General features: G+C 68.2%; 23 protein-coding genes. 8 read left to right on the plus strand and 15 right to left on the minus strand.

Translation table 11 applies throughout. The features are described 5' to 3' along the window. Positions 1–288: 288 nt before the first annotated feature. Positions 289–1488, minus strand: coding sequence for a tyrosine--tRNA ligase (gene tyrS, locus D893_RS06565; RefSeq protein WP_110619403.1), 1200 nt, complete (start codon positions 1486–1488; stop codon positions 289–291). 104 nt (positions 1489–1592) lie between these two features. On the opposite strand from tyrS, the gene D893_RS06570 reads away from it, so the two are divergent. Then, the gene (locus D893_RS06570; RefSeq protein WP_110619417.1) at positions 1593–2705 is read left to right on the plus strand and encodes an anhydro-N-acetylmuramic acid kinase; all 1113 of its coding nucleotides are present in this window, start codon (positions 1593–1595) and stop codon (positions 2703–2705) included. A gap of 66 nt (positions 2706–2771) precedes the next feature. Here D893_RS06570 and erpA read toward each other — a convergent pair whose 3' ends face one another. The 4 genes from erpA to argC form a co-directional block, all read right to left on the minus strand. Beyond that, on the minus strand, positions 2772–3155 hold the full coding sequence (erpA, locus tag D893_RS06575) for an iron-sulfur cluster insertion protein ErpA (protein WP_018946595.1): 384 nt from the start codon (positions 3153–3155) through the stop codon (positions 2772–2774). Between the two features lie 54 nt (positions 3156–3209). Further along, positions 3210–3644 carry a polymer-forming cytoskeletal protein gene (locus D893_RS06580; protein WP_018946596.1) on the minus strand — a complete coding sequence of 145 codons (435 nt, stop codon included), beginning with the start codon at positions 3642–3644 and terminating at the stop codon, positions 3210–3212. Further along, positions 3641–4315, minus strand: coding sequence for a DUF6776 family protein (locus D893_RS06585; RefSeq protein WP_246863889.1), 675 nt, complete (start codon positions 4313–4315; stop codon positions 3641–3643). Before D893_RS06585 ends, D893_RS06580 begins: the two co-directional genes overlap by 4 nt. A gap of 72 nt (positions 4316–4387) precedes the next feature. After that, on the minus strand, positions 4388–5440 hold the full coding sequence (gene argC / locus D893_RS06590) for an N-acetyl-gamma-glutamyl-phosphate reductase (RefSeq protein ID WP_018946598.1): 1053 nt from the start codon (positions 5438–5440) through the stop codon (positions 4388–4390). Between the two features lie 99 nt (positions 5441–5539). Between argC and D893_RS06595 the strand changes: the two genes are divergently transcribed. Both D893_RS06595 and D893_RS06600 read left to right on the plus strand, forming a co-directional pair. Further along, on the plus strand, positions 5540–6058 hold the full coding sequence (locus D893_RS06595) for a TlpA disulfide reductase family protein (protein ID WP_018946599.1): 519 nt from the start codon (positions 5540–5542) through the stop codon (positions 6056–6058). Positions 6059–6121: 63 nt separating this feature from the next. Continuing rightward, complete coding sequence (locus D893_RS06600; protein WP_110619404.1) at positions 6122–6643, plus strand: CopD family protein; 522 nt, start codon at positions 6122–6124, stop codon at positions 6641–6643. Between the two features lie 45 nt (positions 6644–6688). On the opposite strand, the gene ptsP is transcribed toward D893_RS06600, so the two are convergent. Both ptsP and D893_RS06610 read right to left on the minus strand, forming a co-directional pair. Further along, a complete protein-coding gene (gene ptsP / locus D893_RS06605; RefSeq protein ID WP_018946601.1) occupies positions 6689–8956 on the minus strand; it encodes a phosphoenolpyruvate--protein phosphotransferase in 2268 nt (755 codons plus the stop codon). Between the two features lie 23 nt (positions 8957–8979). Continuing rightward, entirely contained in the window at positions 8980–9513 is a 534-nt protein-coding gene (locus tag D893_RS06610) for an RNA pyrophosphohydrolase (RefSeq protein ID WP_167539481.1), read from the minus strand. Positions 9514–9620: 107 nt separating this feature from the next. On the opposite strand from D893_RS06610, the gene D893_RS06615 reads away from it, so the two are divergent. From D893_RS06615 to D893_RS06625, 3 genes are read left to right on the plus strand one after another with little or no spacing between them, the layout of a single operon-like run. Then, positions 9621–9869, plus strand: coding sequence for a PP0621 family protein (locus tag D893_RS06615; RefSeq protein ID WP_018870637.1), 249 nt, complete (start codon positions 9621–9623; stop codon positions 9867–9869). A 26-nt stretch (positions 9870–9895) separates the two neighbouring features. Then, entirely contained in the window at positions 9896–11509 is a 1614-nt protein-coding gene (locus tag D893_RS06620; protein ID WP_110619405.1) for a histidine kinase dimerization/phospho-acceptor domain-containing protein, read from the plus strand. Continuing rightward, a complete protein-coding gene (locus tag D893_RS06625) occupies positions 11506–12960 on the plus strand; it encodes a sigma-54 dependent transcriptional regulator (protein WP_110619406.1) in 1455 nt (484 codons plus the stop codon). Before D893_RS06620 ends, D893_RS06625 begins: the two co-directional genes overlap by 4 nt. On the opposite strand, the gene D893_RS06630 is transcribed toward D893_RS06625, so the two are convergent. Genes D893_RS06630 through D893_RS06650 form a run of 5 tightly spaced genes read right to left on the minus strand, consistent with a single transcriptional unit; the run spans position 12961 to position 16474 of the window. Beyond that, a complete protein-coding gene (locus tag D893_RS06630) occupies positions 12961–13575 on the minus strand; it encodes a Maf family protein (protein ID WP_018946606.1) in 615 nt (204 codons plus the stop codon). 17 nt (positions 13576–13592) lie between these two features. Further along, positions 13593–14063: a 23S rRNA (pseudouridine(1915)-N(3))-methyltransferase RlmH gene (gene rlmH, locus D893_RS06635; RefSeq protein ID WP_077244709.1), complete on the minus strand. Its 471-nt coding sequence runs from the start codon at positions 14061–14063 to the stop codon at positions 13593–13595. A 15-nt stretch (positions 14064–14078) separates the two neighbouring features. After that, positions 14079–14483 (minus strand): ribosome silencing factor, encoded by a 405-nt coding sequence (gene rsfS / locus D893_RS06640; RefSeq protein ID WP_024329663.1) that lies wholly within the window; start codon positions 14481–14483, stop codon positions 14079–14081. Between the two features lie 11 nt (positions 14484–14494). Continuing rightward, positions 14495–15142 carry a nicotinate-nucleotide adenylyltransferase gene (gene nadD, locus D893_RS06645; RefSeq protein WP_018946609.1) on the minus strand — a complete coding sequence of 216 codons (648 nt, stop codon included), beginning with the start codon at positions 15140–15142 and terminating at the stop codon, positions 14495–14497. A gap of 21 nt (positions 15143–15163) precedes the next feature. Beyond that, positions 15164–16474 carry a glutamate-5-semialdehyde dehydrogenase gene (locus tag D893_RS06650; RefSeq protein ID WP_018946610.1) on the minus strand — a complete coding sequence of 437 codons (1311 nt, stop codon included), beginning with the start codon at positions 16472–16474 and terminating at the stop codon, positions 15164–15166. 476 nt (positions 16475–16950) lie between these two features. Between D893_RS06650 and D893_RS06655 the strand changes: the two genes are divergently transcribed. Beyond that, positions 16951–17766: an NF038132 family protein gene (locus D893_RS06655; protein ID WP_024329661.1), complete on the plus strand. Its 816-nt coding sequence runs from the start codon at positions 16951–16953 to the stop codon at positions 17764–17766. Between the two features lie 48 nt (positions 17767–17814). Here the strand turns inward: D893_RS06655 and holA are convergent, their stop codons facing one another. The 3 genes from holA to leuS are packed head-to-tail and all read right to left on the minus strand — an operon-like array spanning position 17815 to position 21957. Continuing rightward, positions 17815–18855: a DNA polymerase III subunit delta gene (gene holA, locus D893_RS06660; RefSeq protein ID WP_110619407.1), complete on the minus strand. Its 1041-nt coding sequence runs from the start codon at positions 18853–18855 to the stop codon at positions 17815–17817. A gap of 1 nt (position 18856) precedes the next feature. Next, the gene (gene lptE / locus D893_RS06665) at positions 18857–19369 is read right to left on the minus strand and encodes an LPS assembly lipoprotein LptE (protein ID WP_077244707.1); all 513 of its coding nucleotides are present in this window, start codon (positions 19367–19369) and stop codon (positions 18857–18859) included. Then, on the minus strand, positions 19366–21957 hold the full coding sequence (gene leuS / locus D893_RS06670; protein WP_018946614.1) for a leucine--tRNA ligase: 2592 nt from the start codon (positions 21955–21957) through the stop codon (positions 19366–19368). Before leuS ends, lptE begins: the two co-directional genes overlap by 4 nt. A 195-nt stretch (positions 21958–22152) precedes the next feature. On the opposite strand from leuS, the gene D893_RS06675 reads away from it, so the two are divergent. Then, entirely contained in the window at positions 22153–22995 is an 843-nt protein-coding gene (locus tag D893_RS06675) for a DUF2189 domain-containing protein (protein ID WP_110619408.1), read from the plus strand. Positions 22996–23132 lie beyond the last annotated feature (137 nt).

Genomic DNA, 23132 nt, shown 5'->3' on the forward strand with positions numbered 1-23132 from the left:
TTGAAACTTTTTGTTTCACTCGGTTGGCGTAGCGCTTGGCGTTTGCCCCGAGTGAGCTGGAAAGTTTGCCTGATGCCGTTCGGGGCGTCAACCCCTTCCGTTCATCTTTTTGCAGACCTTCCTGCTGGCGAAGCGCGCCGGAGCGGCTTGCCGACCTCCCGTTTTGGGGAGGACCGAAGCGGCTGTGTGCCGTTCGATGGGTGCGCATTATAGGGCTCACAGACGGACCGTCAAGCGCTTTCGTTAATTTTCTTTTACCGCGTTCACTCAGGCCCCGGCGAACCCCTGTCAGGCGCGTTCCACGCGGGCGATGCGACGCTTGCCTACCTGCAGCAGCACGGGCGTTGCCGCGGTCACGACGGCCATCGCGTCGGTAGCGCGCTCCCCGTTCACGCGCACGCCCCTCTGACGGACGAGGTTGCGCGCCTCGCTGGTGGATGCAGCGAGACCGGCCTGCTTGAGGAGATTGGCCAGGGGCAGGCCCTCGGCAGGAATGTCGAGTCGCAGCTCGGGGATGTCCTCGGGCAGGGCCTGGTGCTGGAAGCGCTGAATGAAACGGTCGCGTTCGCTTGCGCCGGCACCTTTCCCATGGAATCGATCCACCAGCTCGATCGCGAGGTCGAACTTGATGTCGCGCGGGTTGCGTTCGCCGGTCGCGGCCCGTTCGCGCTCGCCCCGCACTTCGTCCATGGACCGCAGACTCAACAATTCGTAGTACCGCCACATGAGTTCGTCGGAGATGGACATGAGCTTGCCGAACATGTCTTCGGGGGTGTCCTGCACGGCCACGTAGTTATCCAGCGACTTGCTCATCTTCTGCACGCCATCCAGGCCTTCGAGGATGGGCATGGTCAGGATGACCTGGGGGTTGCCTCCCTCCTGTTTCTGCAGCTCGCGCCCCACCAGGAGGTTGAATTTCTGGTCGGTGCCGCCCAGCTCGACGTCGGCTTCCAGGGCGACCGAGTCATAACCCTGGATCAGGGGATAAAGGAATTCATGGATCGCGATCGGCTGGTGGTCCTGATATCGCTTGTGAAAGTCATCGCGCTCGAGCATTCGGGCGACCGTCTGGCGCGAGGCCAGCTGGACCATGCCCGCGGCGCCGAGGGGTTCCATCCAGGTGGAATTGAAGACGATCTCGGTGCGCTCGGGATCGAGGATCCGGAACACCTGCTCGCGGTAGGTGGCGGCGTTGCGCTCGATGTCCTCCCCCGACAGCGGGGGGCGCGTGGCATTCTTGCCGGACGGATCGCCGATACGACCGGTAAAGTCCCCGATCAGGAAGAGCACGTGGTGCCCGAGGTCCTGGAGCTGACGCAGCTTGTTGATCAGGACCGTGTGGCCGAGATGCAGGTCCGGCGCGGTGGGATCGAACCCGGCCTTGATCCGCAGAGGACGGCCGAGGCGCAGCTTTTCGCGCAGCTCGTCTTCGCGGAGAATCTCGTCGGCGCCGCGGCGGAAGACGGCGAGCTGTTCTTCGATATCCATCGATGCCTCTCGTGTCACGATTGTTGTCCCGCCCGAGCGCGGGCACGGAAAAGCCGCAAGGATACCCCGGCGGCCGCATCGGCGCGAAGGACTCAGGAGACACGATATTGGCGTACTACATCGGATTGATGTCGGGCACCAGCCGCGACGGGATCGACGCGGTCCTCACTGCCATCGGGGATGGCCGCGACGCGCGGGTAATCGCACATCACCACCGCGCGTATCCGGCCAGTCTCGCGACGGATCTGGCCGCGGCGGTGGAGCAGTCGGAGCTGAGCGCGGTGACCGCGGGCACCCTGGATGCACGGGTCGGCGAGCAGTTCGCACGCGCGGCCACGGATCTGCTCCGGTCGGAGAGGCTGAGCCCGGGCGATGTCCGCGGGATCGGCAGCCATGGCCAGACGCTCCATCACGCCCCCGATGCGGAACCGGCGTTTTCATGGCAGATCGGTGACCCGTTCCGGATTGCCGAGCGAACCGGCGTGGATACGGTGGCGATGTTCCGTCAGCGGGACATCGCCGCCGGCGGAGAAGGCGCACCGCTGGCCTGCGGGTTCCACGCGGCCCGCTTTGCGCAGCCGGGTCATGACCGGGCGGTGGTGAACATCGGTGGCATCAGCAACGTGACCCGGCTGCCGCCTGACGGCGAGGTCAGCGGCCACGACTGCGGCCCCGGCAACACCCTGCTGGATCACTGGGTGCGGCACCACCGGGGCTGCGAATACGACGCGGACGGGGCATGGGCCCGCACGGGGCAGGTGCGCCCGGAACTGCTGCAGGCCCTGCTGGCGGACCCCTACTTCCAGCGCACGCCGCCCAAGAGCACCGGGCCCGAACATTTTTCACCCGCGTGGCTCGCCGCCCGGGGCGGGCAAACACTGGCCACCGCGAAGCCGGCGGACGTGCAGGCAACCCTGGCCGAGCTGACGGCACACGCGATCGCCCGGGAACTCGTGCGACCGGGCAACGCACCGGAAGACGTGCTGATCTGCGGAGGGGGGGCGCGTAACCGCTTTCTGCTGGAACGACTTGCGGCCGCCCTGCCGCAGACCCGGATCGAACTCACCGATGCCAGCGGCATTCCGGCCGAACAGGTCGAAGGCGCCGCTTTTGCATGGCTGGCGTTCCGGACCCTGCATCATCAGAGCGGAAACCTGCCGGCGGTCACCGGGGCCCGCGGACCCCGCATCCTCGGGTGCGTGATCCCCGGGGGGTAAAAGAGCATGAAAAAGGCCCGGTCCGTTGCCGGGCCGGGCCTGTAGTGCGCCGATCTGGCCGCCGGATCAGACCGAGAAGCTGGAACCGCAGCCGCAGGTGGTGGTCGCGTTGGGGTTGCGGATCACGAACTGGGCGCCTTCGAGGCCTTCGGTGTAGTCAATCTCGGCGCCGGCCAGGTACTGGAAGCTCATCGGATCGATCAGCAGGGTCACCCCGCCGTTCTCGACCACGGTGTCGCCGTCACCGATGGTCTCGTCGAAGGTGAAGCCGTACTGGAAACCGGAGCAGCCGCCACCGCTGACGAAGACGCGGAGCTTGAGATTGTCGTTGTTCTCCTCCTCGATCAGCCCCTTCACCTTGCTTGCGGCGGCATCGGTAAACACCAGCGGGCTGGGGATGTCCATGTCATCCGTCTCGGCCTGCGCGTTGGACGTCATCGTGTCGGACATACGGTGTCTCCTGTGATCATTTGATTGCCAAGCTATGAAGTCTGACCGCCGGAGTCAAGAATCGTTACGCGCGGTAAGCGTGTCGTCGGCCAGGGCGGTCAATGGCGTCTCGCCTTCCAGTGCGGCATCCGCATCCCGACGCCGCAGCTGTCCATCCACCGAGGCGCCCTCCGCCATCTGCAGCACGCTGTAATAAAGATTTCCCTCCAGCCGCGCCTTCTCGCCCAGCTCAACGTGCTCTCCGGCATGGACATCGCCGCGCACGCTGCCGTTCAGTACCAGATGCGGCACCGCGACCTGCCCTTCGATCTGGCCCTTCTCGTCGACCACCAGCACCGCGGAGCCGTCGGTCGAAGCCCGCACGTCTCCGACGATCCGGCCTTCAAGATGCAGCCCGCCGCTGAATTCCAGGTCGCCGTGGATCGCGGTATTCTCGCCGATCAGTGTGTCGACCCGACGGGCCCGTTGCCTGCGCTTGCGTCCCATCATTCACTCGCCCTCCGGGCCGCAGCCCATCCTCTTGTTTCTTCGATCCGGTCCGGCCCGTCCTCTTCGGACTCCACTCTAATGGACAGCCGTTGCGGGCCGAAACCCTCCGGCAGCACCAGGCGCACCCGGACCGTGCGCAGGAATCGCAGATCAAAGCTGCGCCCGGACTGCAGGTCCGGCCCCAGGTCGTCGGTCCCCTGACTCACGCGCTCCCCGTCGCGTTCGCCTTCCAGCTCCAGGTCCCAGCTCACCGGGACCTCTCCGCGCAGACCGGCGCGGTGCACCTGGAAAATCAGTTCGTATTCACCCTCGATACCGGTCTCATGCACCGCGATATTGCGCAGGCCGATGCGATCGCCTCCGGCATCGTCCGCCAGCCGCTGGTAGAACGCCAGCTCTTCGCGCAGCACCAGCAGTTCGGCTTCGCGGGCTTCGGCATCGCGCCGGCAGGCCGCGAGTTCCGCCTCGGCCACCTCACGGTGCCGCTCGCTGCGCAGCCGCTCGCGCACGGCCGCGTCACGCTCCTGCGCAAGTTCCTGCAAGGCCGTTTGCAGTTCGACCAGACGCGCGTCCCGCTCACGGGTCACCTCCGTCGACTGCGGAACTCCGGCGTTCAGCCACCACCATACGCCCGCCGCGCCCACCATCATCAGCACGAGAACGGGCGCCACCGCGCGGCGCAGGGGGTGCCCCCGCAACCGTCGCGGAGCGGGAACCCGCGGACGCCGTCGCCATCGCATGGATCAGGGGAAGGCCGGAACCAGTTCCAGCCCCTCCGTTTCCGGGCGTCCCAGCATCAGATTCATGTTCTGCACGGCCTGCCCTGCCGCACCCTTGACCAGGTTGTCGATGGCCGAAATCACCATGCGGCGGCCACTGTGCGGCGGCGTGGCCAGGGCCAGACGACACTGGTTGGTCCCCCGCACCGACGCGGTTTCCGGATGCGACCCCGACGGCATGACATCAACGAAAGGCTCGCCGGCGTAGCGTTCCCGGAACAGCGCCTCCCAGTCGCCGTCATCCAGCGGACGCAGATAGAGGGTGGCCAGGATCCCCCGCGTCATCGGCACCAGGTGCGGCTGGAAGATCAGCCCCACGTCCGCGCCGGCCACCTCCGCCAGCGTCTGGTGGATCTCCGGCCAGTGCCGGTGTCCGCCGCTGGCGTAGGCGCGGAAATTCTCCTGCACCTCGGCGAACAGCCCGCCGATACGCGCCTGCCGGCCCGCTCCGCTGACCCCGCTCTTGGCATCCGCGATGATGTCGGACACATCCACCAGGTTGTTCTCGAGCAAGGGCAGAAGGGCCAGCGTCACCGCGGTGGGGTAGCAGCCCGGCACGGCGATCAGACGCGCCTCGGAGATGGGTCCGCGGTGCAGTTCGGGCAGGCCGTACACCGCCTCGCCCAGGTATTCCGGCGCCCCGTGCGGCTGGCCGTACCACCGGCTCCACAGCTCGGGATCGCGGATGCGGAAATCCGCCGACAGGTCGATCACGCGTACGCCGCGCGCGAGCAGATCGCCGGCCATTGCATGGGCCACCCCGTGCGGCGTGGCGAAGAACACCACATCGCACTCCGCCAGCAGCTCCGGCTCCGGGGCCCGGAAGACCGCATCCAGCACCCCGCGCAGACTGGGGAACAGATCGGCGACCGGGGTGCCGTCCTCGCCGCGCGAGGTCACCGCGTGCAGCTCCACCGCCGGATGCCCGGCGAGGATGCGCAACAGTTCGACGCCGGCGTAGCCGGTGGCCCCGACCACCCCGAGACGGGTGGGCTTGTTGTTGGTTACGGAAGTCATGCTGCGGCATGATACCGGCTCGCGCCCCGCGGCGGAACGCGGTACGCATTTTCGAGGTCAGTAACAACGCCTCCTTGACGAGTCACGGGAACCGGAAACATGAGCAAGCTCAAACTGGACCGCAAGGCCGCGATCGGCGGCGTCTTTATCATCCTTGTGCTGATCGCGGTCGGCGCGGCGTGGATCACCACCGGCGATGGCGTGCGCGAAGCCCCCGGCTTCGCCGCCAGCAATCTCGAAGGCGAGGCGGTGTCGCTCGACGACTATGACGGCCGCCCGGTCCTGATCTCTTTCTGGGCCACCGACTGCCCGGAATGCATCCGCGAGATCCCCACCCTCAATGAACTGCACGCCGATTTCCGCGACCGCGGGTTCGATATCGTGGCCATCGCCATGGCGCACGACCGCGAAAGCCGGGTACGCTCGATGAGCGAAGACCGCGAGATCGCCTACACCGTCATTCACGACGAGAATGGCGATCTGGCGAGCACCTGGGGCGGGGTTCGCCTGACACCGACCACGTTCCTGGTATCGCCCCGCGGCCGCATCGTCTATCAGAAGCTTGGGGAACCCGATTTCGACCAGATCCGCGATCATCTGGAGCGCTGGCTCTCCTGAGCCGGTACCCAGCACCGGACACCCGGCCCGTAACGCCGCTGCGGGCGCAACAAGGACGCCATCATGCACGACGCCTACTCCTGGTTCCTCAGCCTTCATCTGATCTTCATGGTCACCTGGTTCGCGGGGCTGTTCTATCTGCCGCGGCTTTTCGTGTACCACGCAATGACCGAGGACGCGCCCGGCAACGAGCGCTTCAAGGTCATGGAGCGCAAGCTGTTCTACGGGATCATGACCCCGGGCGGGGTCATCACGGTGATCTTCGGCGGCATTATGCTGGCGCTGGTGCCGGTGCACCTGGAGCAGCCCTGGATGCACTTCAAGCTCACCCTGATCGCCCTGCTGATCGCCTACCACCTGTGGTGCGGCAAGCTGGTGGCGGATTTCGCCGCGGACCGCAACACCCGCGGCCACACCTGGTATCGCTGGTTCAATGAACTGCCGGTCCCGGCACTGGTGGGCATCGTGATCCTGGCCGTCAACCGCTCGATCACCGATGCCCTGATCGGCATCGGTGTCATCGTGCTGCTGTTCGCCGTGTCGGCCGCGGTAGCCTGGAACAGGGCCCGCCGGGCCTCCGGCTGACAGCCCACCCACCGGGCCCGCGGGAAAAGACCGGGGCGCCCGCCCTCAGGTCTTGCCGGCGCGCACCAGCCCGCCCAGGCCGGCCTGCACCAGGGCGTTGTTGAGCAGTGAACGGGTCTGTTCCGGATTTTCCAGCAGCCGGCACTGGGCCAGCAGGGCCTCGGCCCGATCGGTGGAGAACGAGCGGATCACCCACTTGATACGGGGGATGGCCGACACGCTGACACTCAGGCTGTCGATCCCCATGCCCAGCAGCAGGATCACCGCGGCCGGGTCCGCCGCCATCTCGCCGCACACCGAAACCGGCTTGCCCGCGCGGTGGGCCCCCTCGGTAATACTTTCCAGCGCGTGGATACAGGCCGGATGCAGGGTGTCGTACAGATTGGCGACCCGGGCGTTGTTGCGATCCACCGCCAGCAGGTACTGCACCAGGTCATTGGTGCCCACCGACAGGAAGTCCACCCGCCGCGCGAGCGTTTCGGCCAGATAAACCGCCGCCGGCACCTCGACCATCACCCCGATCTTCGGCATCGGGATGCGATAGCCCTCGTCCAGCAGCTCTTCGCGCGCCCGGTTGAGCAGGGTCATGGCCCCCTTGAGCTCGTCCAGCGCGGAGATCATCGGGAACAGGATCTGCAGGTTGTCGTGCTCGCGGCTCGCCCGCAGCATGGCCCGCAACTGGGTCAGGAAGATCTCCGGATGGTCCAGCGAGATGCGGATGCCGCGCCAGCCGAGGAAGGGGTTGTCCTCCTGCACCGGAAAATAGGGCAGCGCCTTGTCCCCACCAATGTCCAGGGTACGCAGGGTCACCGGCATCGGGTCGAACGACGCGAGGATCTGTTCGTACAGCCGTACCTGCTCCTCCTCCCCGGGGAAACGGTCGCGGATCATGAACGGGACTTCGGTGCGGTACAGCCCGACGCCCTCGGCACCCGATTCCAGCGAGGGCTTGATGTCCGCCAGAAGCCCGGAGTTGGCCAGCACCGGCACCGGATGCCCGTCACGCGTGGCGGCCGGATCCTTCGCCAGCGCACGCAGGTCTTCGGCCAGTTCGCGTTCCTCGCGCACCAGACGTTCGAACTCCGCACGCAGCTCGGCGTTGGGGTTCACGAACAGACGGCCGCGATACCCGTCCACCAGGATCTCGCGCTCCTCCAGGCGGCCTACCGGCAGATCCGAGACCCCCATCACCGCCGGCACGTTCAGGGCCCGTGCGAGGATCGCGATATGCGAGGAGCCCGTGCCCTGCGCGGACACGATCGCGCCCAGGCGCTCGATCGGCACCTCGGCCAGATGCGACGCGGTCAGGTCGTCACCCACCAGGATCCCGCCCTCGGGAAATTCGTCCTGGCTCCGATCCGCCGGCAGCAGATGCGACAGGACGCGGCGACCGAGGTCACGCACGTCCGCCGCGCGTTCGCGCAGGTACGGGTCCTCCATGTCCTCGAACACCCGCACGCTCTCGCGCACGGTGTCACGCAGCGCCGCCGGGGCCCACTGCCCCGCCGAGATCCGCCCCTCGGTCTTGTGCACCAGCGAATCCGACCCCAGCAGCATCAGATAGGCGTCGAACAGCACCTGCTCGTCCGGTCCCAGGGCCTCGCCCATGCGCTGCTTGAGATCCTCGATTTCCTCGCGGGTATCGCTGACCGCCTGGCGGAAATGCGCGAGCTCCGTATCCGGACCCGCGCCCTCGCGATCGGGTATGGAGTCGAGATCCGCCAGGCGATAGGCCACCACTGCACGCCCGATGGCCACCCCGGGGGAACCGGCAATACCGGTCGCCTCCACGTTCTGGTGACCTATCAGCGGGGTCTCACTGGAGATCTCGTCGTTGAATTCGGCATAGGCGATCGCCCCGGCCAGCTGCGCGGCCAGGGTGATCAGGAAAGAAACGTGTTCGTCGTCGAACCGCCGCGCCTCGCGCTGCTGCACCACCAGCACCCCCAGCAGGCTGCGCTGGTGGATAATCGGCACGCCGAGGAAGGCAAGGAAGCGCTCTTCGCCGGTCTCCGGGAAATAGCGGAAACGGGGGTGGTCCTGGGCACTGTCGAGGTTGACCGGCTCCGCGCGTGACGCGACCAGCCCGACCAGCCCTTCCGACGGGTCCATCTCCACCTGCCCCACCGCTTCGGCATGCAGACCTTCCGAGGCCATCAGCACCAGGCGCCCGGAGCTCGGCGACTTCAGGTAGATCGAGCAGACATCGATATCCAGCGCCGCCTTCACCCGGGTCACGATGATGTGCAGCGCCTCGAAGAAGTCGGCCGCACCGTTGACCTCCTGCACCACCCGGCGCAGGACCTCGAGCATGGAAGGCGGATTGGCGGGGGCGTTCAACGCGACACCGCGGGAGAGTTGCAGGACCGGGGTGCCGCGTCGTCGTCGCGCTGCAGCTCGGGGAACATCAGCGGCACCAGTTCGCACAGCGCCCGGCGGTAGACATTGCGCTTGAAGTGCACCACTTCACGTGCCGGACGCCAATAGTCAATCCAGCACCAGGAATCGAACTCCGGCGTGTCCATCGCATTCAGCATTACATTGCTCTCCTCGCCCGTCATGCGCAGCAGGAACCAGCGCTGCTTCTGGCCCACGCACACCGGGTTGCGACGCCGGCGGATCATGCGCTCCGGCAGCCGGTAACGCAGCCAGCGGCGGGTGCTCCCCAGCAGTTCCACGTGTTCCGGAAGCAGCCCGGTCTCTTCGCGCAGCTCACGGAACAGGGCCTCTTCCGGGGTCTCGTCGGTGCGAATGCCGCCCTGCGGAAACTGCCAGGCGTCCTGCCCCGCGCGCTTGCCCCAGAACAACTGCCGCTCCCGGTTGCACAGGATGATGCCTACATTGGGACGAAATCCATCGCAATCAATCACTTGCCGCAACCAGACGCTTCTCTATTACCCGCATTGTTCCACACCCCCCGCAATGCGGCAAAGACCCGCGGAAGGCATGCGGGTGCACATTGATTTAAACTCGCGGCATGAGGCTGCTCCTGCTGATCATCGCCATCGTTGCCATCTTTCTCGCCGTACGCACCCTCGTGCGCTCCAGCGGCGAACGCCGCCGCGTGCGCCGCGACGAACCTCCGGAAAGCCTGCGCGAAAGTGGCGCCATGGTCCGCTGTGCCCACTGCGGGGTACACGTGCCCGAGGACCAGGCAGTTTGCGACGGCGACCTCTGCTACTGCTCGCGGCAACATGCCGACGCCGGACCTTCCGGCCGCAGCTGACCACCGTCACGGGGAACCCCTGATCGATGGTCATCGACACCGACACCCAGCGCTCCAGCCGCCTGTACGCCCTGTACCGGGTGTTTGTCGCGCTGGTCCTGCTCCTGATGGGCCTGTTCCCGGGCCTGCCGGTAGGCGTGGACCCCGCGGTCCCCGAAGTCTATCCCGCACTGGCCGGCGGCTACCTGGTGTTCTCGGTGTTCATGGCGGGGTTTGCCGAACACTGCAACCGCGAACCCGAGCGCGTCGCACAGTTCCGCCGCATGATCCTGCTGGGCGGCACCGGGGATGCCGCGGGCCTGCTCGCATTGATGGTGGTTGCCGGGGGCGTCCACACCGGCATCGGCCTGCTGCTGATCCCTGCGGTGATGGCAACGGCCCTGCTGTCGGCCGGTCGCCTGGGCCTCCCGCTGGCCGCCGCCGTGAGCGCCGGCCTTCTGGGCGCGGAAGGCCTCGCCATCCTGATCACGCTGGGCGACCTCGACAGCCTGACCCAGGCCGGACTGCTGGGGGCCGCGCTGCTGGCCGGAACCCTGCTGGCCCACCACTTCAGCCGGCGGGCCGACGAAAGCCGCGCCCAGGTCGAACAGCAGGAAGTCGATCTCGCCAGCCTGGCGGAACTCAACGCCCAGATCATCGCGCGCATGAGCGCCGGAGTGGTGGCGATCGACCCCCGGGGCTACATCCGCTCCATCAACGAGGCGGCGCGCCAGCTCCTCCCGCCCCGACCGGGGCGGCACCTGTCGTCGATCTCGCCGCGTCTGGCCCGGGCCGTGCGCGAATGGCAGGAAGAAACCGGGCCGGCCAGCCGCACCCGCCACCTCCCCGGCGACCAGGAACAGCCCGCCCTGCAGGTCCGCCTGGCCCCGCTGGGCAACCAGGGCGACCAGGGTACCCTGTTGATCCTGGAAGACGCCGCCGAACTGCGCCGCCAGGCCCAGGCAAGCAAGCTGCAGGCCCTGGGACGCCTGACCGCCAGCATCGCGCACGAGATCCGCAACCCGCTGGGCGCGATCTCCCACAGCGCCCAGCTACTGCGCGAATCGCCCGACCTTTCGGCGCCCGACCAGCGTCTGCTGGCGATCATCGACAAGCAGAGCGACCGCGTGAACAGCCTGATCGCGAACGTCCTCAGCCTGTCGCGTCGCGAATCGGGCGAACGCCAGCGGCTCAACCTGCACGACGAACTCGAACGTTTCGCCGAGGAATTCTGCAGTGCGCTGCAGATACCGCGGGAATCGCTGCACGTGAGCGTGGAACCCGCAGATTCGGAGGTCCTGTTCGACCCCTCGCAGCTCAACCAGGTGCTGTGGAACCTGTGCAGCAATGCCAGGGTGCACGGCGGGCACGACCGGCCCGAAAGCCCGCCCATTATCCTGCGCGGCGGCGCCGGCCAGGTCGCCCGGGTGGTCAGTCTGGACGTGCTGGACGCCGGCCCCGGCATCGACCCGGAAACCCAGAAGGAGCTGTTCGAGCCCTTCGTCTCCGGCCATTCCGGCGGCTCCGGCCTGGGCCTGTACATCTCGCGCATGCTGTGCGAAAACAACGGGGCCTCGCTGGAATACGCGCATGCACCCTCCGGGGGCTGCTTCCGCATCCTGTTTGCCCCCGACGAACAACACCAGGGATCGGCGTCATGAGCATCAAGCACGTGCTGGTTGTCGACGATGAACCCGACATCTGCGAACTGCTGGAGATCACCCTCGCGCGCATGGGCCTGGAGGCCGAAACGACCGGCGCGCTGGACCCGGCACGGCAGCTGCTGGCGCAGCGGGACTTCGACCTCTGCCTGACCGACATGCGCCTGCCGGACGGGGACGGGCTGGACCTGGTGCGTCACATCCAGACCACCCGCCCGGAGCTGCCGGTGGCGGTCATCACCGCGCACGGCAGTGTCGATACGGCGGTGCAGGCCCTCAAGCTGGGCGCCTTCGACTTCGTCAGCAAGCCGGTCGACCTCAAGCAGCTGCGCGAACTGATCGACAGCGCCCTGCGCATGGAATCCGCGCCGGCGACGGAGGCGGCGTGCGGCTCGACGCCGACCCGCTGCAGCACGACCGAAGACCCCGACAGCCCGCTGCTGGGCGACTCCGAACCCATGCAGAAACTGCGCGCCACCATCCGCAAGCTGGCGCGCTCCCAGGCGCCGGTGTTCATCGCCGGAGAATCCGGTTCCGGCAAGGAACTGGTGGCGCGCGAAATCCATCGACTGGGGCCGCGCGCCGAGCGCCCCTTCGTGCCGGTGAACTGCGGCGCGATCCCGGCGGAACTGATGGAGAGCGAGTTCTTCGGCCATCGCAAGGGCGCCTTCACCGGGGCCACCCAGGACCACCCCGGGCTGTTCCAGGCGGCCGAGGGCGGCACCCTGTTCCTGGACGAGGTCGCCGACCTGCCGCTGGCGATGCAGGTCAAGCTGCTGCGCGCGATCCAGGAGCGCGCGATCAAGCCGGTCGGCGGCTCGCGGGAGATCCCGGTGGACGTGCGCATCCTGTCGGCGACCCATCACGACCTTGAGCGCGCCGTGCGCGAAGGCCGTTTCCGCCAGGACCTCTATTACCGTCTCAACGTGATCGAACTGCGGGTCCCGCCGCTGCGCGAACGCGACGGCGACATTCCCGGCCTGGCCACCGTGATGCTGCAGCGAATCGCCGAACAATGGGGCCTGGAGGCCCGCGAACTCGCGCCGGACGCGCAGGAGCTGCTGGAGCGCCACCCCTTCCCGGGCAACGTGCGGGAGCTGGAGAACATCCTGGAGCGCGCCGCCACCCTCGCGGAGGGCGCGGCGATCCACGCCGACAACATCGATCTCCCGGCCACCGCCCCGACCCCGGAGCACAACGACGAGGACCGCCGCGCCGGCCCCGGCGCAGACAACCCGGGCACCCCGCCCCCCGGGGTGAAGGAGCGCCGCACCCCGCCGTCGATCCGCTACGAGGATGTGGGCCTGGATGATCACCTCGCCGACCAGGAGCGCCAGGCGATCGAGACCGCCCTGCATCAGACCGGCGGCAACCGCACCGCGGCCGCGAGGTTACTGGGGCTCAGTTTCCGCCAGCTGCGCTACCGTCTGAAGAAACTCGGAATCGAATAGTCAGGCACGGGCGGGCGGGTCCTCCAGGTCGTTCAGCCACTGCTCCAGCTCGAACAGGGGCAGGCCGATCACGTTGCTGCAGGAACCGTCGATGCGTTCGACAAAGGCTGCACCCCGCCCCTGCAGGGCATAACCCCCCGCCTTGTCGCGCGGCTCGCCGCTGGCCCAGTAGGCCGCGATGTCGCGCGCGTCCAGCGGGCGCATCCATACCCGCGTCTCGCCGCGCCCGGTGCACACCGGGCCGTCATCGCGCAGCAGTGCCATGCCGGTAATCACCCGGTGTTCGCGGCCGGACAGCCGCTGCAGCATGGCGGCGGCCGAAGCCTCGTCCGCGGGCTTGCCCAGCGCCTCCCCGTCGATCGTCACGACCGTATCCGCCGCCAGAACCCACTGCCCCCGGCGGGCGTGGTCACGCGCTGCTTCCGCCTTGACCGCCGCGAGGCGCTCGACCAGGGCCCCGGGTTCCTCGTCGGGCGCAGCGGTCTCGTCCACATCCATCGCGGCCACCTCATGCACCACGCCGATCTGAGTCAGCAATTCGCGCCGGCGGGGGGACGCGGAGGCCAGCAGAAGCGGCAGGGCGTCGGGACGGTTGCAGGCAGCGGCGGACGACATAACGACCGGAGCGCGACTCACGCGCGATGATAGGGATGATTGTTGAGCAGCGACCAGGCGCGGTAGAGCTGCTCCGCCACCAGCACCCGCACCAGCATGTGGGGGAAGGTCAGCGGCGACAGCGACCAGGCCCACTCGGCCCGCTCGCGCACGGCGGCATCCAGGCCGTCGGCCCCGCCGATCAGCAGCGCGACGTCGCGCCCGTCGTCCTGCCAGCCGGCCAGGCGCTGCGCCAGTCCGCGGGTGTCCACCTCACGGCCGCGTTCATCCAGGGTGATGATCCGGGCACCCTCGGGCACCGCCTTGAGCAGAGCCTCGCCCTCGCGCCGCAGGCGGGTCGTGGCATCCATGGATTTCGAGCCCGCCGGGGCCGCCAGTGCGTGCAGCTGGAAACCCCATTCGCGGGGCAGCCGGTCCCGGTATTCGGCAAAGCCGGAGGCGACCCAGTCGGGCATGCGCCGGCCGATGGCGATCAGATGCAGACGCATCGCCGATAAACCGGCTCAGCCCCGCAGCCGGCGGACCCGCTGCAGGCCGGGGTCATCCTCCATGCCGCCATCGCCCCCGTCACCCTCCGCGGCCTCTTCCTCGGCCAGCCACAGCTTTTCCAGATTGTAGAAATCGCGAGTCTCGGGGAGCATCACGTGGACGATCACGTCGTTGAGGTCGACCAGGACCCATTCCTGGCCCTCCTGGCCCTCCACGCCCAGCGGCTGGATGCCACGGTGCTTGGCCTCGGTCGCCACGTTCTCGGCGGTGGACTGCACGTGGCGCCCGGAGGTCCCCGAGGCGATCACGATGAAATCGGCCAGGGTGGTCTTGCCGCGCACGTCGATGCTGCGGATGTTGCGGGCCTTCATGTCCTCGAGCGCCTCGAGGCTCAATTCCAGCAACTGTTCGCTGTTCATGGTTTCGGATGTCATGTAGTGGGGTTTCCTGCGGCGGACCGGTAAAGCCCGCGCTCCTGTATGTAGCGTTCGACCGCCCCGGGCAGCAGGAAGCGGGGGCTGGCCCCCTCGCGCAGCTGGGCCCGGATGGCGGTAGCGGAGATATCCAGCTGAGTCACCGGCTGGAAGTACACCCGGCCGGCCGGACTCGCCCGCAGCACGGCGGGATCGTCGGTGACCGCGCCCCCCGGGCCGTCGCCCAGGTCCTGCGAGGCGGGGCTTCCGGGGCGATGCGACACCGCCACGTGCGCCAGCTCGAACAGGGTCTCCCAGCGGTGCCAGGACGACAGGCCGGCAAAGGCATCCATGCCCATGATCAGCACCAGCGGCACATCGTCACCCAGCTCCCGGCGGAAGGTCAGCAGGGTGTCCACGGTGTAGGACGGCCCGGTGCGATCCAGCTCGCGCCGGTCGGCGACGAAACCCTCCACGCCGGCCACCGCGCGCTCCACCATGGCCAGGCGGTCCTCGCCCGAAGTCCCGGGGCTGGCGCGATGAGGCGGCACGTGGCAGGGCACGAAGTGCACCCGTTCCAGCCCCAGGTGCTGCTGCACCTCCAGCGCCGGGCGCAGATGACCGAAATGGATCGGATCGAAGGTCCCGCCGAGGATCCCGATCAAGCCGCCACCTTCCCGCCGCGCTCAGCCACGCACATGGCCGTCGCCAAACACGATGTATTTCAGGGTGGTCAGGCCATGCAGCCCCACCGGCCCGCGCGCGTGCAGCTTGTCGGTGGAGATCCCGATCTCCGCGCCCAGCCCGTACTCGAAGCCGTCGGCGAAGCGGGTGGAAGCATTCACCATCACCGAACTGGAATCCACCGCGCGCAGGAAGCGCCGCGCATGCCCCCAGTTTTCGGTCACGATGCTGTCGGTGTGATGTGAGCCCCAGGTATTGATGTGCTGGATCGCCGCGTCCAGGTCGTCCACCACGCGGATTGCCAGGATCGGCCCCAGGTATTCCGCGGCCCAGTCTTCCTCGCTCGCTTCGGCGACCTCCGGCCCGCTGTCGGCGAGAACCGCGCGGGTGCGGGCGCAGCCGCGCAGGCTGACCCCCAGCCCGTCCAGTTCGGCGGCCACCGCCGGCAGGAAGGTCTCGGCGACATCGGCATGCACCAGCAGAGTCTCCATGGTGTTGCAGGTGCCGTAGCGATGGGTCTTGGCGTTCACCGCCACCGCCTGCGCCTTGTCCGGGTCCGCCGCGGCGTCCACGTACACGTGGCACACCCCGTCCAGATGCTTGATCACCGGGATCTGCGACTCCTGGCTGATGCGTTCGATCAGGCCCTTGCCGCCGCGTGGCACGATCACGTCCACGTACTCGGGCATGCGCAGCAGCGCCCCCACCGCGGCACGGTCGGTGGTGTCGACGATCTGTACCGCCTCGCGCGGCAGCCCCGCCGCCGCCAGCCCGGACTGGATGATGCCGGCCAGCGCGCGATTGGAATGGGCGGCCTCGGAACCGCCGCGCAGGATCGCCGCGTTACCCGACTTCAGGCACAGCGCCGCCGCGTCGATGGTCACATTGGGGCGTGATTCATAGATGATGCCGATCACCCCCAGCGGCACCCGCATCTGCCCTACCTGGATCCCGCTGGGCTGATAGGCCATGTCGGAGATCGTACCCACCGGATCCGGCAGACCCGCGACCTGCCGGCAGCCCTCGATCATGGTGTCGATGCGCGCATCGGTCAGCGCCAGACGGTCCAGCATCGCCGCGTCCAGCCCGCGGGCTCGTCCCGCCTCCAGGTCGCGCTCGTTGGCCTCGGCCAGCTCCGCGCGACGCTCGGCGATCCCCTCGGCGATGGCCTGCAGCGCCGCGTTCTTGGCACCCGGTTCGGCCTCGGCCATGTGGCGCGAGGCGGCGCGCGCAGCACGCCCCAGGGCCTCGATCCTGGCGACCATATCATCGCTGACAGCAGCGGATTCGGCGGGATTCACGGCAGCGTTCATACGATCAGACTCGTTGGAATTCGGTACGGGTTCAGCCACGGTCGGCGGGTGCTCCGCCATACGTGGACGCCAAGTCTAGCAACCCCTGCCGGGCATTGCCGTTTTCCGGAGCCCGGGTGATCCGATCCACGCTCGCGGCCCCGAACGCGGCGCGGATGACGATAACCGGATCAGGCTGGCCGCACTCTCCCACAAGGCACTTTCCGCGTCGATGACTTCGCCGGATGCACCACTGCGGCAGGTTGTCCGCGGGATTGACATGCCGGCGCCCTCACTGGGGCAAGAGACAGCCCGCCCTCCCCGCAAGCCATTGTTCTACATGAACCATGAAACCCCGGGACCGTACTGGCACCGATATTGCCCGATAACAGCAGGGCGATGCCCTGCAGGTCTTTTCCTGCTCATGCGACAACCGGGAGCCACCCAAAAAAAGGCGGTGCCACCCGACCATTGACTCCGAAAAGAAGAGGTGTCCAATGAAAACATTTAACCTCGGCCTTGCGGCAACCGGATTGTGCGGTGCACTCGGTCTGGCCAGTACGGCCATGGCTTCACCGATCGATATCTCCGGCTGGGACTGTAATGGAAACTGCGGCACGTCAGCGGCGGACGGCGATATAACGCTGTCGCCGTTCGGCAACTCGGAATACGGCTGGATCTCGACCAACGACGGGAACGACATCGACGGCCTGGACGTTGGCGACGAAACCACCGGATCGACCATCACCTCGCCAGAGTTCAGCGCGGATGAGGGCGATGAACTCAACTTCTACTTCAACTACGTTTCCTCTGATGGTGGAGGTTTCACCGACTACGCGTGGGCACAGATCCTCCCGGACAGCGCGGCTCCGATTCAACTGTTCACCGCCCGCACGACGCCGGACGGTGACACCGTACCGGGTTTCGGGCTCCCGGAGCCGGATGCGGACGTGACCCTCGATCCGGAGGAAACCCCCGTGATCCCCGGGGCGCCGGAATGGTCTCCCCTGGGCGCCAACTCAGGATCCTGCTGGGATGACGGGTGCGGATACACCGACTGGATCCAGGCTTCGTACCTGTTCGAGGATACCGGCACCTACTCTCTGGAGTTCGGTGTGGTGAACTGGCAGGACACGGCTTTCCAGTCCGGCCTCGCCTTCGACGGCGCCACCATCGCGGGTACGGCCATCGGCGATGATCCGGCCCCGACCCCCGTGCCCGTGCCGGCGTCGCTGGCCCTGATGGGCCTTGGTCTGGCGGGTCTGACCCTGGTCGCGGGGTACCGGCGCCGGGACGCTGCGGTCACAGGCTAATCGCCTCCGCATGGCCCGTTCCAGGCTGCGCCGGGGCGCTGCGCCGGGTCATGCACCCTCGGGGTTGAGGACAGGGTCGGCCACGGTCAGCGGCCGGCCCGCCATACGAGCCACCAGGTCCAGCAGCCCCTGCCGGGCATCCCCGTGTTGTTCCTGCCCCTTGATCACCCGGTCCACCCGGGCAGCCAGGCGCAGGATGTCACGCGCCCGCGCCACGTCCAGGCGTCCCGCCGCCAGGCGCAGGGCCTTTTGCTGGTCGCCGAAGCTGCCCTGGAAGGCCTCGCGGTCGTTCGCCCCGGCGGCCCGGCGTTCCAGGGCCTGCACCAGCAGCCGTGCATCGCGCGCCAGCGCCCACAGGATCAGTGGCTCGGGCTGACCTTCGTCCAGCAGGCCCTCCAGCATGCGCAGGGATCGCCCGGTCTCGCCGCGCAGCGCCGCCGCCGACAGGCCGAACAGATCGAAGCGCGCGGCATCCGCGGTGGCCTCGGCCAGGGTCTCCAGATCGACCCCCTGCACGCCGGCCAGCGCCAGTTTTTCGATCTCCTGGCGCGCGGCCAGGAGATTGCCCTCCACCCGGGCCGCCAGCAGCTGCAGCGCCTCGTCCGTGATGCGCAGCCCGTGCCGAGTCAGGCGATCACGGATCCAGCCGTCCAGCCGCTCAGGCGGCACCGGCCGCGCATGCACCACCACCGCGGCCGATTCCATCGCCTTGAACCAGGCCGCGCGGCGCATGTCGCGATCCGGGCGCGGCAATTGCAACAGCAGCACGATGTCGGGCTCCGGTGCGGCGGCGTATGCCTTCAGCCGTTCGCCGCCCTCGCGCCCGGGCTTGCCGGTAGCCAGGCGCAGGTCCACCAGCGTGCGGCTGGCGAACAGCGAGCGGTCGCGCACCGCCGCATCCAGGGCCGACCAGTCGGACTGGGCGGAGAGATCCAGCACCGTGCGCTCGTCGAAACCCTGCTCGCGGGCGGCGGCCCGGATCGCATCGGCGGCCTCGATGGTCTGCAGCGGTTCCTCGCCCAGCAGCATGTACAGCGGGGCCACGCCCTTGCGCAGGGACTGATCGATGCGTCCCGGATCGACGGCCATGTCAGTCCTCGCCCCCCCCGGTCAGGGCTCGCACCCGACGCTGCAGCAGGGCCACCAGATCGCGGTTCATGGTGGCCCGCAGGTCCTCCTCGCGCTCCGAACGGCTGAGCACGGCGGTCTCGTCATAGACGTAAGTGCGCGACGCACGCAGCGTGTCGAGGTCCGTCGCTTCACCATCGGCCGGGCGCAGCCGCACGCGCATGCTGCGCGTCAGTTCGTACTCGCTGACCCGCGCCTGATCGGAGACCGACAGCGCGCGCCGCGAATCATTCACCGAAGCGATCTCCAGGGTCACGCCACGATCATCCGGGCGCCGCTCCACGATCTCCACCCCGGAGGCACGCAGGCCACGGGCCAGCTCCTGGTAGAGCGAGTCCCGCGGCTGCAGGCCGCGGATCTCCACCGGATCCAGTTCCGACGGCCACCCCCCGGTGCCGCGCAGCTGGAACCCGCAGGCGGCCAGCGAGGCCGTCAGCACGAGCACCACCAGCAGACGCGGCAGGAACCGGGTCATTGCGGCTTGACCACGAAATTCACCAGGCGTCCGGGGACCACGATCACTTTCACGATGCCCTGCCCCTCGAGATGGCGCTGGACGTTTTCGTCCTCCCGCGCGATGCGCTCCACGCTCTCACGATCCGCACCGGCCGGGACCGCGATCTCTGCCCGGCGCTTGCCGTTGACCTGTACCGCCAGGGTCTCGCGGGCGGATTGCCGGGCGGCCTCGTCGACCTGCGGCCAGCGGGTATCGGCCACCAGCCCGTCATGGCCCAGCGCCTCCCACAGCACCTGGGTCACGTGCGGAATGATCGGAGCCAGCATGCATACGATGCCTTCGAGCACCTCCTGGCGGACCGCGATGGCGCCCTCGGCATCCTCCGGCAGCCGCCCGAGCTCGTTCAGCAGCTCCATGTTGGCCGCCACCGCGGTATTGAAGGTCTGGCGCCGGCCGATGTCGTCGGTGACCTTGGCGATGGTGTCGTGCAACTTGCGCCGCAGATCGCCCGCCGGCTCGGACAGGTTTTCGGGATCCAGCGGCGACGCCGCCGCACCCCCGACATGTTCGCGCACCGCGCGCCACAGGCGTCGGATGAAACGCTGCGCCCCTTCGACGCCGGAGTCCGACCATTCCAGCGACAGATCCGGCGGGGCGGCGAACATGGTGAACAACCGCGCGGTGTCGGCCCCGAAGCGCTCGATCAGCGCCTGCGGATCCACGCCGTTGTTCTTCGACTTGGACATCTTCTCCATGCCGCCAATGGTCACCGGCTGCCCGTCTTCGCGGTGGCGCGCGGCTTTCACCGAACCATCCTCGGCGCGCTCCAGTTCCACGTCGACGGGGTTGATCCAGTCCTTCCCGCCATCGCCGCGCTCGCGGTAGAAGGTGGGCGCCACCACCATGCCCTGGGTCAGCAGCCGGGTGAACGGCTCGTCGGAGCCCACCAGCCCCTCGTCACGCAGCAGTTTATGGAAGAAGCGCGCATACAGCAGGTGCAGTACCGCGTGCTCGATCCCGCCGACGTACTGATCCACCGGCAGCCAGTGATCGGCCCGTTCGTCGAGCATCGCCGTGTCGTTGTCGGCGCAGGCGTAGCGGGCGAAGTACCAGCTGGACTCGAAGAAGGTGTCGAAGGTATCGGTCTCGCGCCGTGCCGGCTTGCCGCATTGCGGACAGGTTGCCTCGAAGAACTCCGGCATGCGCGCCAGCGGCGAGCCGGCCCCGTCCGGGATCACGTCCTCCGGCAGGCGCACGGGCAGATCCTCTTCCGGCACCGGCACCGCACCGCAGTCGTCGCAGTGGATCACCGGGATCGGGCAGCCCCAGTAGCGCTGGCGCGAGATGCCCCAGTCGCGCAGACGGTAGTTGCGCCGGCGCCGGCCCAGTCCGGCCTGCTCCAGATGATCGGCGATCGCGGCCTTCGCCGCCTCCGTGTCCTGCCCGGTGAAATCGCCCGAGTTCACCAGCACGCCGGCTTCGGTGAACGCGGCGGCCTGCACGTCGCACTCGCCCCCGTCGGCCGGGGCGATCACCTGGCGGATCGGCAGGCCATATTGCGTCGCGAACTCGTGGTCGCGCTCGTCGTGTGCCGGCACCGCCATCACCGCGCCGGTGCCGTATTCCATCAGCACGAAGTTGGCGACCCACACCGGGATGTCTTCGCCGGTCAGCGGGTGGCGGGCGGTGAAGCCCAGCGCGCGGCCCTTCTTCTCCATTGTGGCCAGGTCCGCCTCGGCCACCCCGCCCTGGCCGCATTCGGCGACGAACGCAGCCAGTTCCGCGTCATTCTGCGCCAGCGCCTGCACCCGCGGGTGCTCCGGCGCGAGCGCCATATAGCCGACGCCGAACAGGGTGTCCGGCCGGGTGGTGAACACGGTCAGCGGCTCGCCGCCTTCCACCGCGAACTCCAGCTCCACGCCCTCGGAACGCCCGATCCAGTTGCGCTGCATGGTGCGCACCTGGTCCGGCCAGCCGTCGAGGTCGTCCAGCGCCTCCAGCAGCTCGTCGGCGTAGTCGGTGATGCGCAGGAACCACTGCGGCATCTCGCGACGCTCCACCGGCGCGCCGGAGCGCCAGCCGCGCCCCTCGATCACCTGCTCATTGGCAAGCACGGTCTGATCCACCGGGTCCCAGTTCACGGTCGCCTTCTTGCGATAGACCAGTCCCTTCTTCAGCAGACGCACGAACAGCCACTGCTCCCAGCGGTAATAATCGGCATCGCAGGTCGCGAACTCGCGCGACCAGTCATAAGCAAAGCCCAGGCGCTGGAGCTGGGTGCGCATCTGCTCGATGTTCTGGCGCGTCCATGTCGCCGGCGGCACATTGTTCTGCATCGCCGCGTTCTCCGCCGGCAGGCCGAAGGCGTCCCAGCCCATCGGCTGCAGCACGCTCCTGCCCTGCATGCGCTGGAAGCGCGCGATCACGTCGCCGATGGTGTAGTTGCGCACGTGGCCCATGTGCAGCTTGCCCGACGGGTACGGGAACATCGACAGGCAATAGAAGGGTTCTCCCGCGGCATCTTCCCGCGCCCGGAAACAGCCGGTCTCGTCCCAGCGACGCTGGACCTCGGTCTCCACCTGTTCCGGGGAATAATGCTCCTGCATGGGCCTCACCTGTGCTGTTTGCCGCCGCGAACGAAGAACCGCGCAGAATACCAGTCACCCCGCCCCCCTTCCAGACAAGTCCCGGATCTGCCGAATGGTTCCGTCAAACGCAACCGCAAGGCGGCGCATGGCCATCTAGACTTCAGGATACATACCCTTGGCGCATCGACCGATGCGATGCGAAGGAGGTGCAGCATGATCTCCCTGATCCAGCGCCGTTATCCGGACGACCTTTCCGAAATCCGGCCCCGTCACGGGTACGAGGAGGCGACGCCCGGCGTACGCCGGATCGAGGCCGGCCGCCCGCTGCGCTGGCTGAGTGCCGGCTGGAACGACCTGCGGCATGCCCCGGCCGGGCTGCTGCACGGCCTGATGGTGACCGCGATCGGAGGCGTCATCATGGGTGTGCTCTGGTCCTGGCCGTGGGCCGGGGTTGCCGCCCTCACGGGCTTCCTTCTGGTCGGACCCGTCCTCGCCACCGGCCTCAACGGCCTGGCCCGGAGCATCGAACGCGGCGAGACCGTCGGCCTGCGCTCGGGCTTCGGCGCGCTGGAGGCGACCGGCGGTGCCATCTGGGCCTTCGCCGCCCTGCTGGCCTCGATCTTCCTGGCCTGGACCGCCTTCGTCTGGCTGTGGATGGGGGTCCTCAACGTCGGCCACGCCGGACTCCTGGGCCCGCTGCACGAGGCCCTTCCGGTCCTGCTGGGCAGCACCAGCGGACTGATCTCGCTGGCCGGTCTGGTCGTCGCCGGTGCCGCCCTCGCGGTCGTGGTTCTGGCGCTCTCGGTGGTCACGATCCCGACCCTGCTGGACCGCCGGACCGGACTCATGACGGCGATGGGCACCAGCCTGAAGGCCCTGCGCACCAGCCCGGCCGCCACCCTGATCTGGGCCGCGCTGATCACCGTTCTGTTCGCAGTCTCGGTGGCCACCGCTCTGCTGGCCCTGATCGTCGTGTTCCCCTGGCTGGGCTACGCCATGTGGCACGCCTACCGCGACCTGGTCGAACCCCCGGAGGAGGCGGCTCCGACGACCTGACGCAGGCCCCGTTACCGGCACTCACGGACGCGTCGGCGGGTAACGGGGTATCACTCCACGGGGCGCACGCCCGGGCGGGGGCTGCGCCCCGTTCTGCATACGGGCGACAGGAAGACCGGCCACGCGCCCCGTTTCAG

Origin of the sequence: Thioalkalivibrio sp. ALE21, from assembly GCF_003208255.1 — a bacterium.
GTDB lineage: Bacteria > Pseudomonadota > Gammaproteobacteria > Ectothiorhodospirales > Ectothiorhodospiraceae > Thioalkalivibrio > Thioalkalivibrio halophilus.

Excerpts from the sequence above, each read along its gene's own strand:
- tyrS (WP_110619403.1), bottom strand. The coding sequence starts at position 1,488 with ATGGATATCGAAGAACAGCTCGCCGTCTTCCGCCGCGGCGCCGACGAG.
- erpA (WP_018946595.1), bottom strand. The coding sequence starts at position 3,155 with ATGTCCGACACGATGACGTCCAACGCGCAGGCCGAGACGGATGACATG.
- D893_RS06580 (WP_018946596.1), bottom strand. The coding sequence starts at position 3,644 with ATGATGGGACGCAAGCGCAGGCAACGGGCCCGTCGGGTCGACACACTG.
- argC (WP_018946598.1), bottom strand. The coding sequence starts at position 5,440 with ATGACTTCCGTAACCAACAACAAGCCCACCCGTCTCGGGGTGGTCGGG.
- D893_RS06595 (WP_018946599.1), top strand. The coding sequence starts at position 5,540 with ATGAGCAAGCTCAAACTGGACCGCAAGGCCGCGATCGGCGGCGTCTTT.
- D893_RS06600 (WP_110619404.1), top strand. The coding sequence starts at position 6,122 with ATGCACGACGCCTACTCCTGGTTCCTCAGCCTTCATCTGATCTTCATG.
- ptsP (WP_018946601.1), bottom strand. The coding sequence starts at position 8,956 with ATGCTCGAGGTCCTGCGCCGGGTGGTGCAGGAGGTCAACGGTGCGGCC.
- D893_RS06615 (WP_018870637.1), top strand. The coding sequence starts at position 9,621 with ATGAGGCTGCTCCTGCTGATCATCGCCATCGTTGCCATCTTTCTCGCC.
- D893_RS06620 (WP_110619405.1), top strand. The coding sequence starts at position 9,896 with ATGGTCATCGACACCGACACCCAGCGCTCCAGCCGCCTGTACGCCCTG.
- D893_RS06625 (WP_110619406.1), top strand. The coding sequence starts at position 11,506 with ATGAGCATCAAGCACGTGCTGGTTGTCGACGATGAACCCGACATCTGC.
- D893_RS06630 (WP_018946606.1), bottom strand. The coding sequence starts at position 13,575 with ATGTCGTCCGCCGCTGCCTGCAACCGTCCCGACGCCCTGCCGCTTCTG.
- rlmH (WP_077244709.1), bottom strand. The coding sequence starts at position 14,063 with ATGCGTCTGCATCTGATCGCCATCGGCCGGCGCATGCCCGACTGGGTC.
- rsfS (WP_024329663.1), bottom strand. The coding sequence starts at position 14,483 with ATGAACAGCGAACAGTTGCTGGAATTGAGCCTCGAGGCGCTCGAGGAC.
- D893_RS06650 (WP_018946610.1), bottom strand. The coding sequence starts at position 16,474 with ATGAACGCTGCCGTGAATCCCGCCGAATCCGCTGCTGTCAGCGATGAT.
- D893_RS06655 (WP_024329661.1), top strand. The coding sequence starts at position 16,951 with ATGAAAACATTTAACCTCGGCCTTGCGGCAACCGGATTGTGCGGTGCA.
- holA (WP_110619407.1), bottom strand. The coding sequence starts at position 18,855 with ATGGCCGTCGATCCGGGACGCATCGATCAGTCCCTGCGCAAGGGCGTG.
- lptE (WP_077244707.1), bottom strand. The coding sequence starts at position 19,369 with ATGACCCGGTTCCTGCCGCGTCTGCTGGTGGTGCTCGTGCTGACGGCC.
- leuS (WP_018946614.1), bottom strand. The coding sequence starts at position 21,957 with ATGCAGGAGCATTATTCCCCGGAACAGGTGGAGACCGAGGTCCAGCGT.
- D893_RS06675 (WP_110619408.1), top strand. The coding sequence starts at position 22,153 with ATGATCTCCCTGATCCAGCGCCGTTATCCGGACGACCTTTCCGAAATC.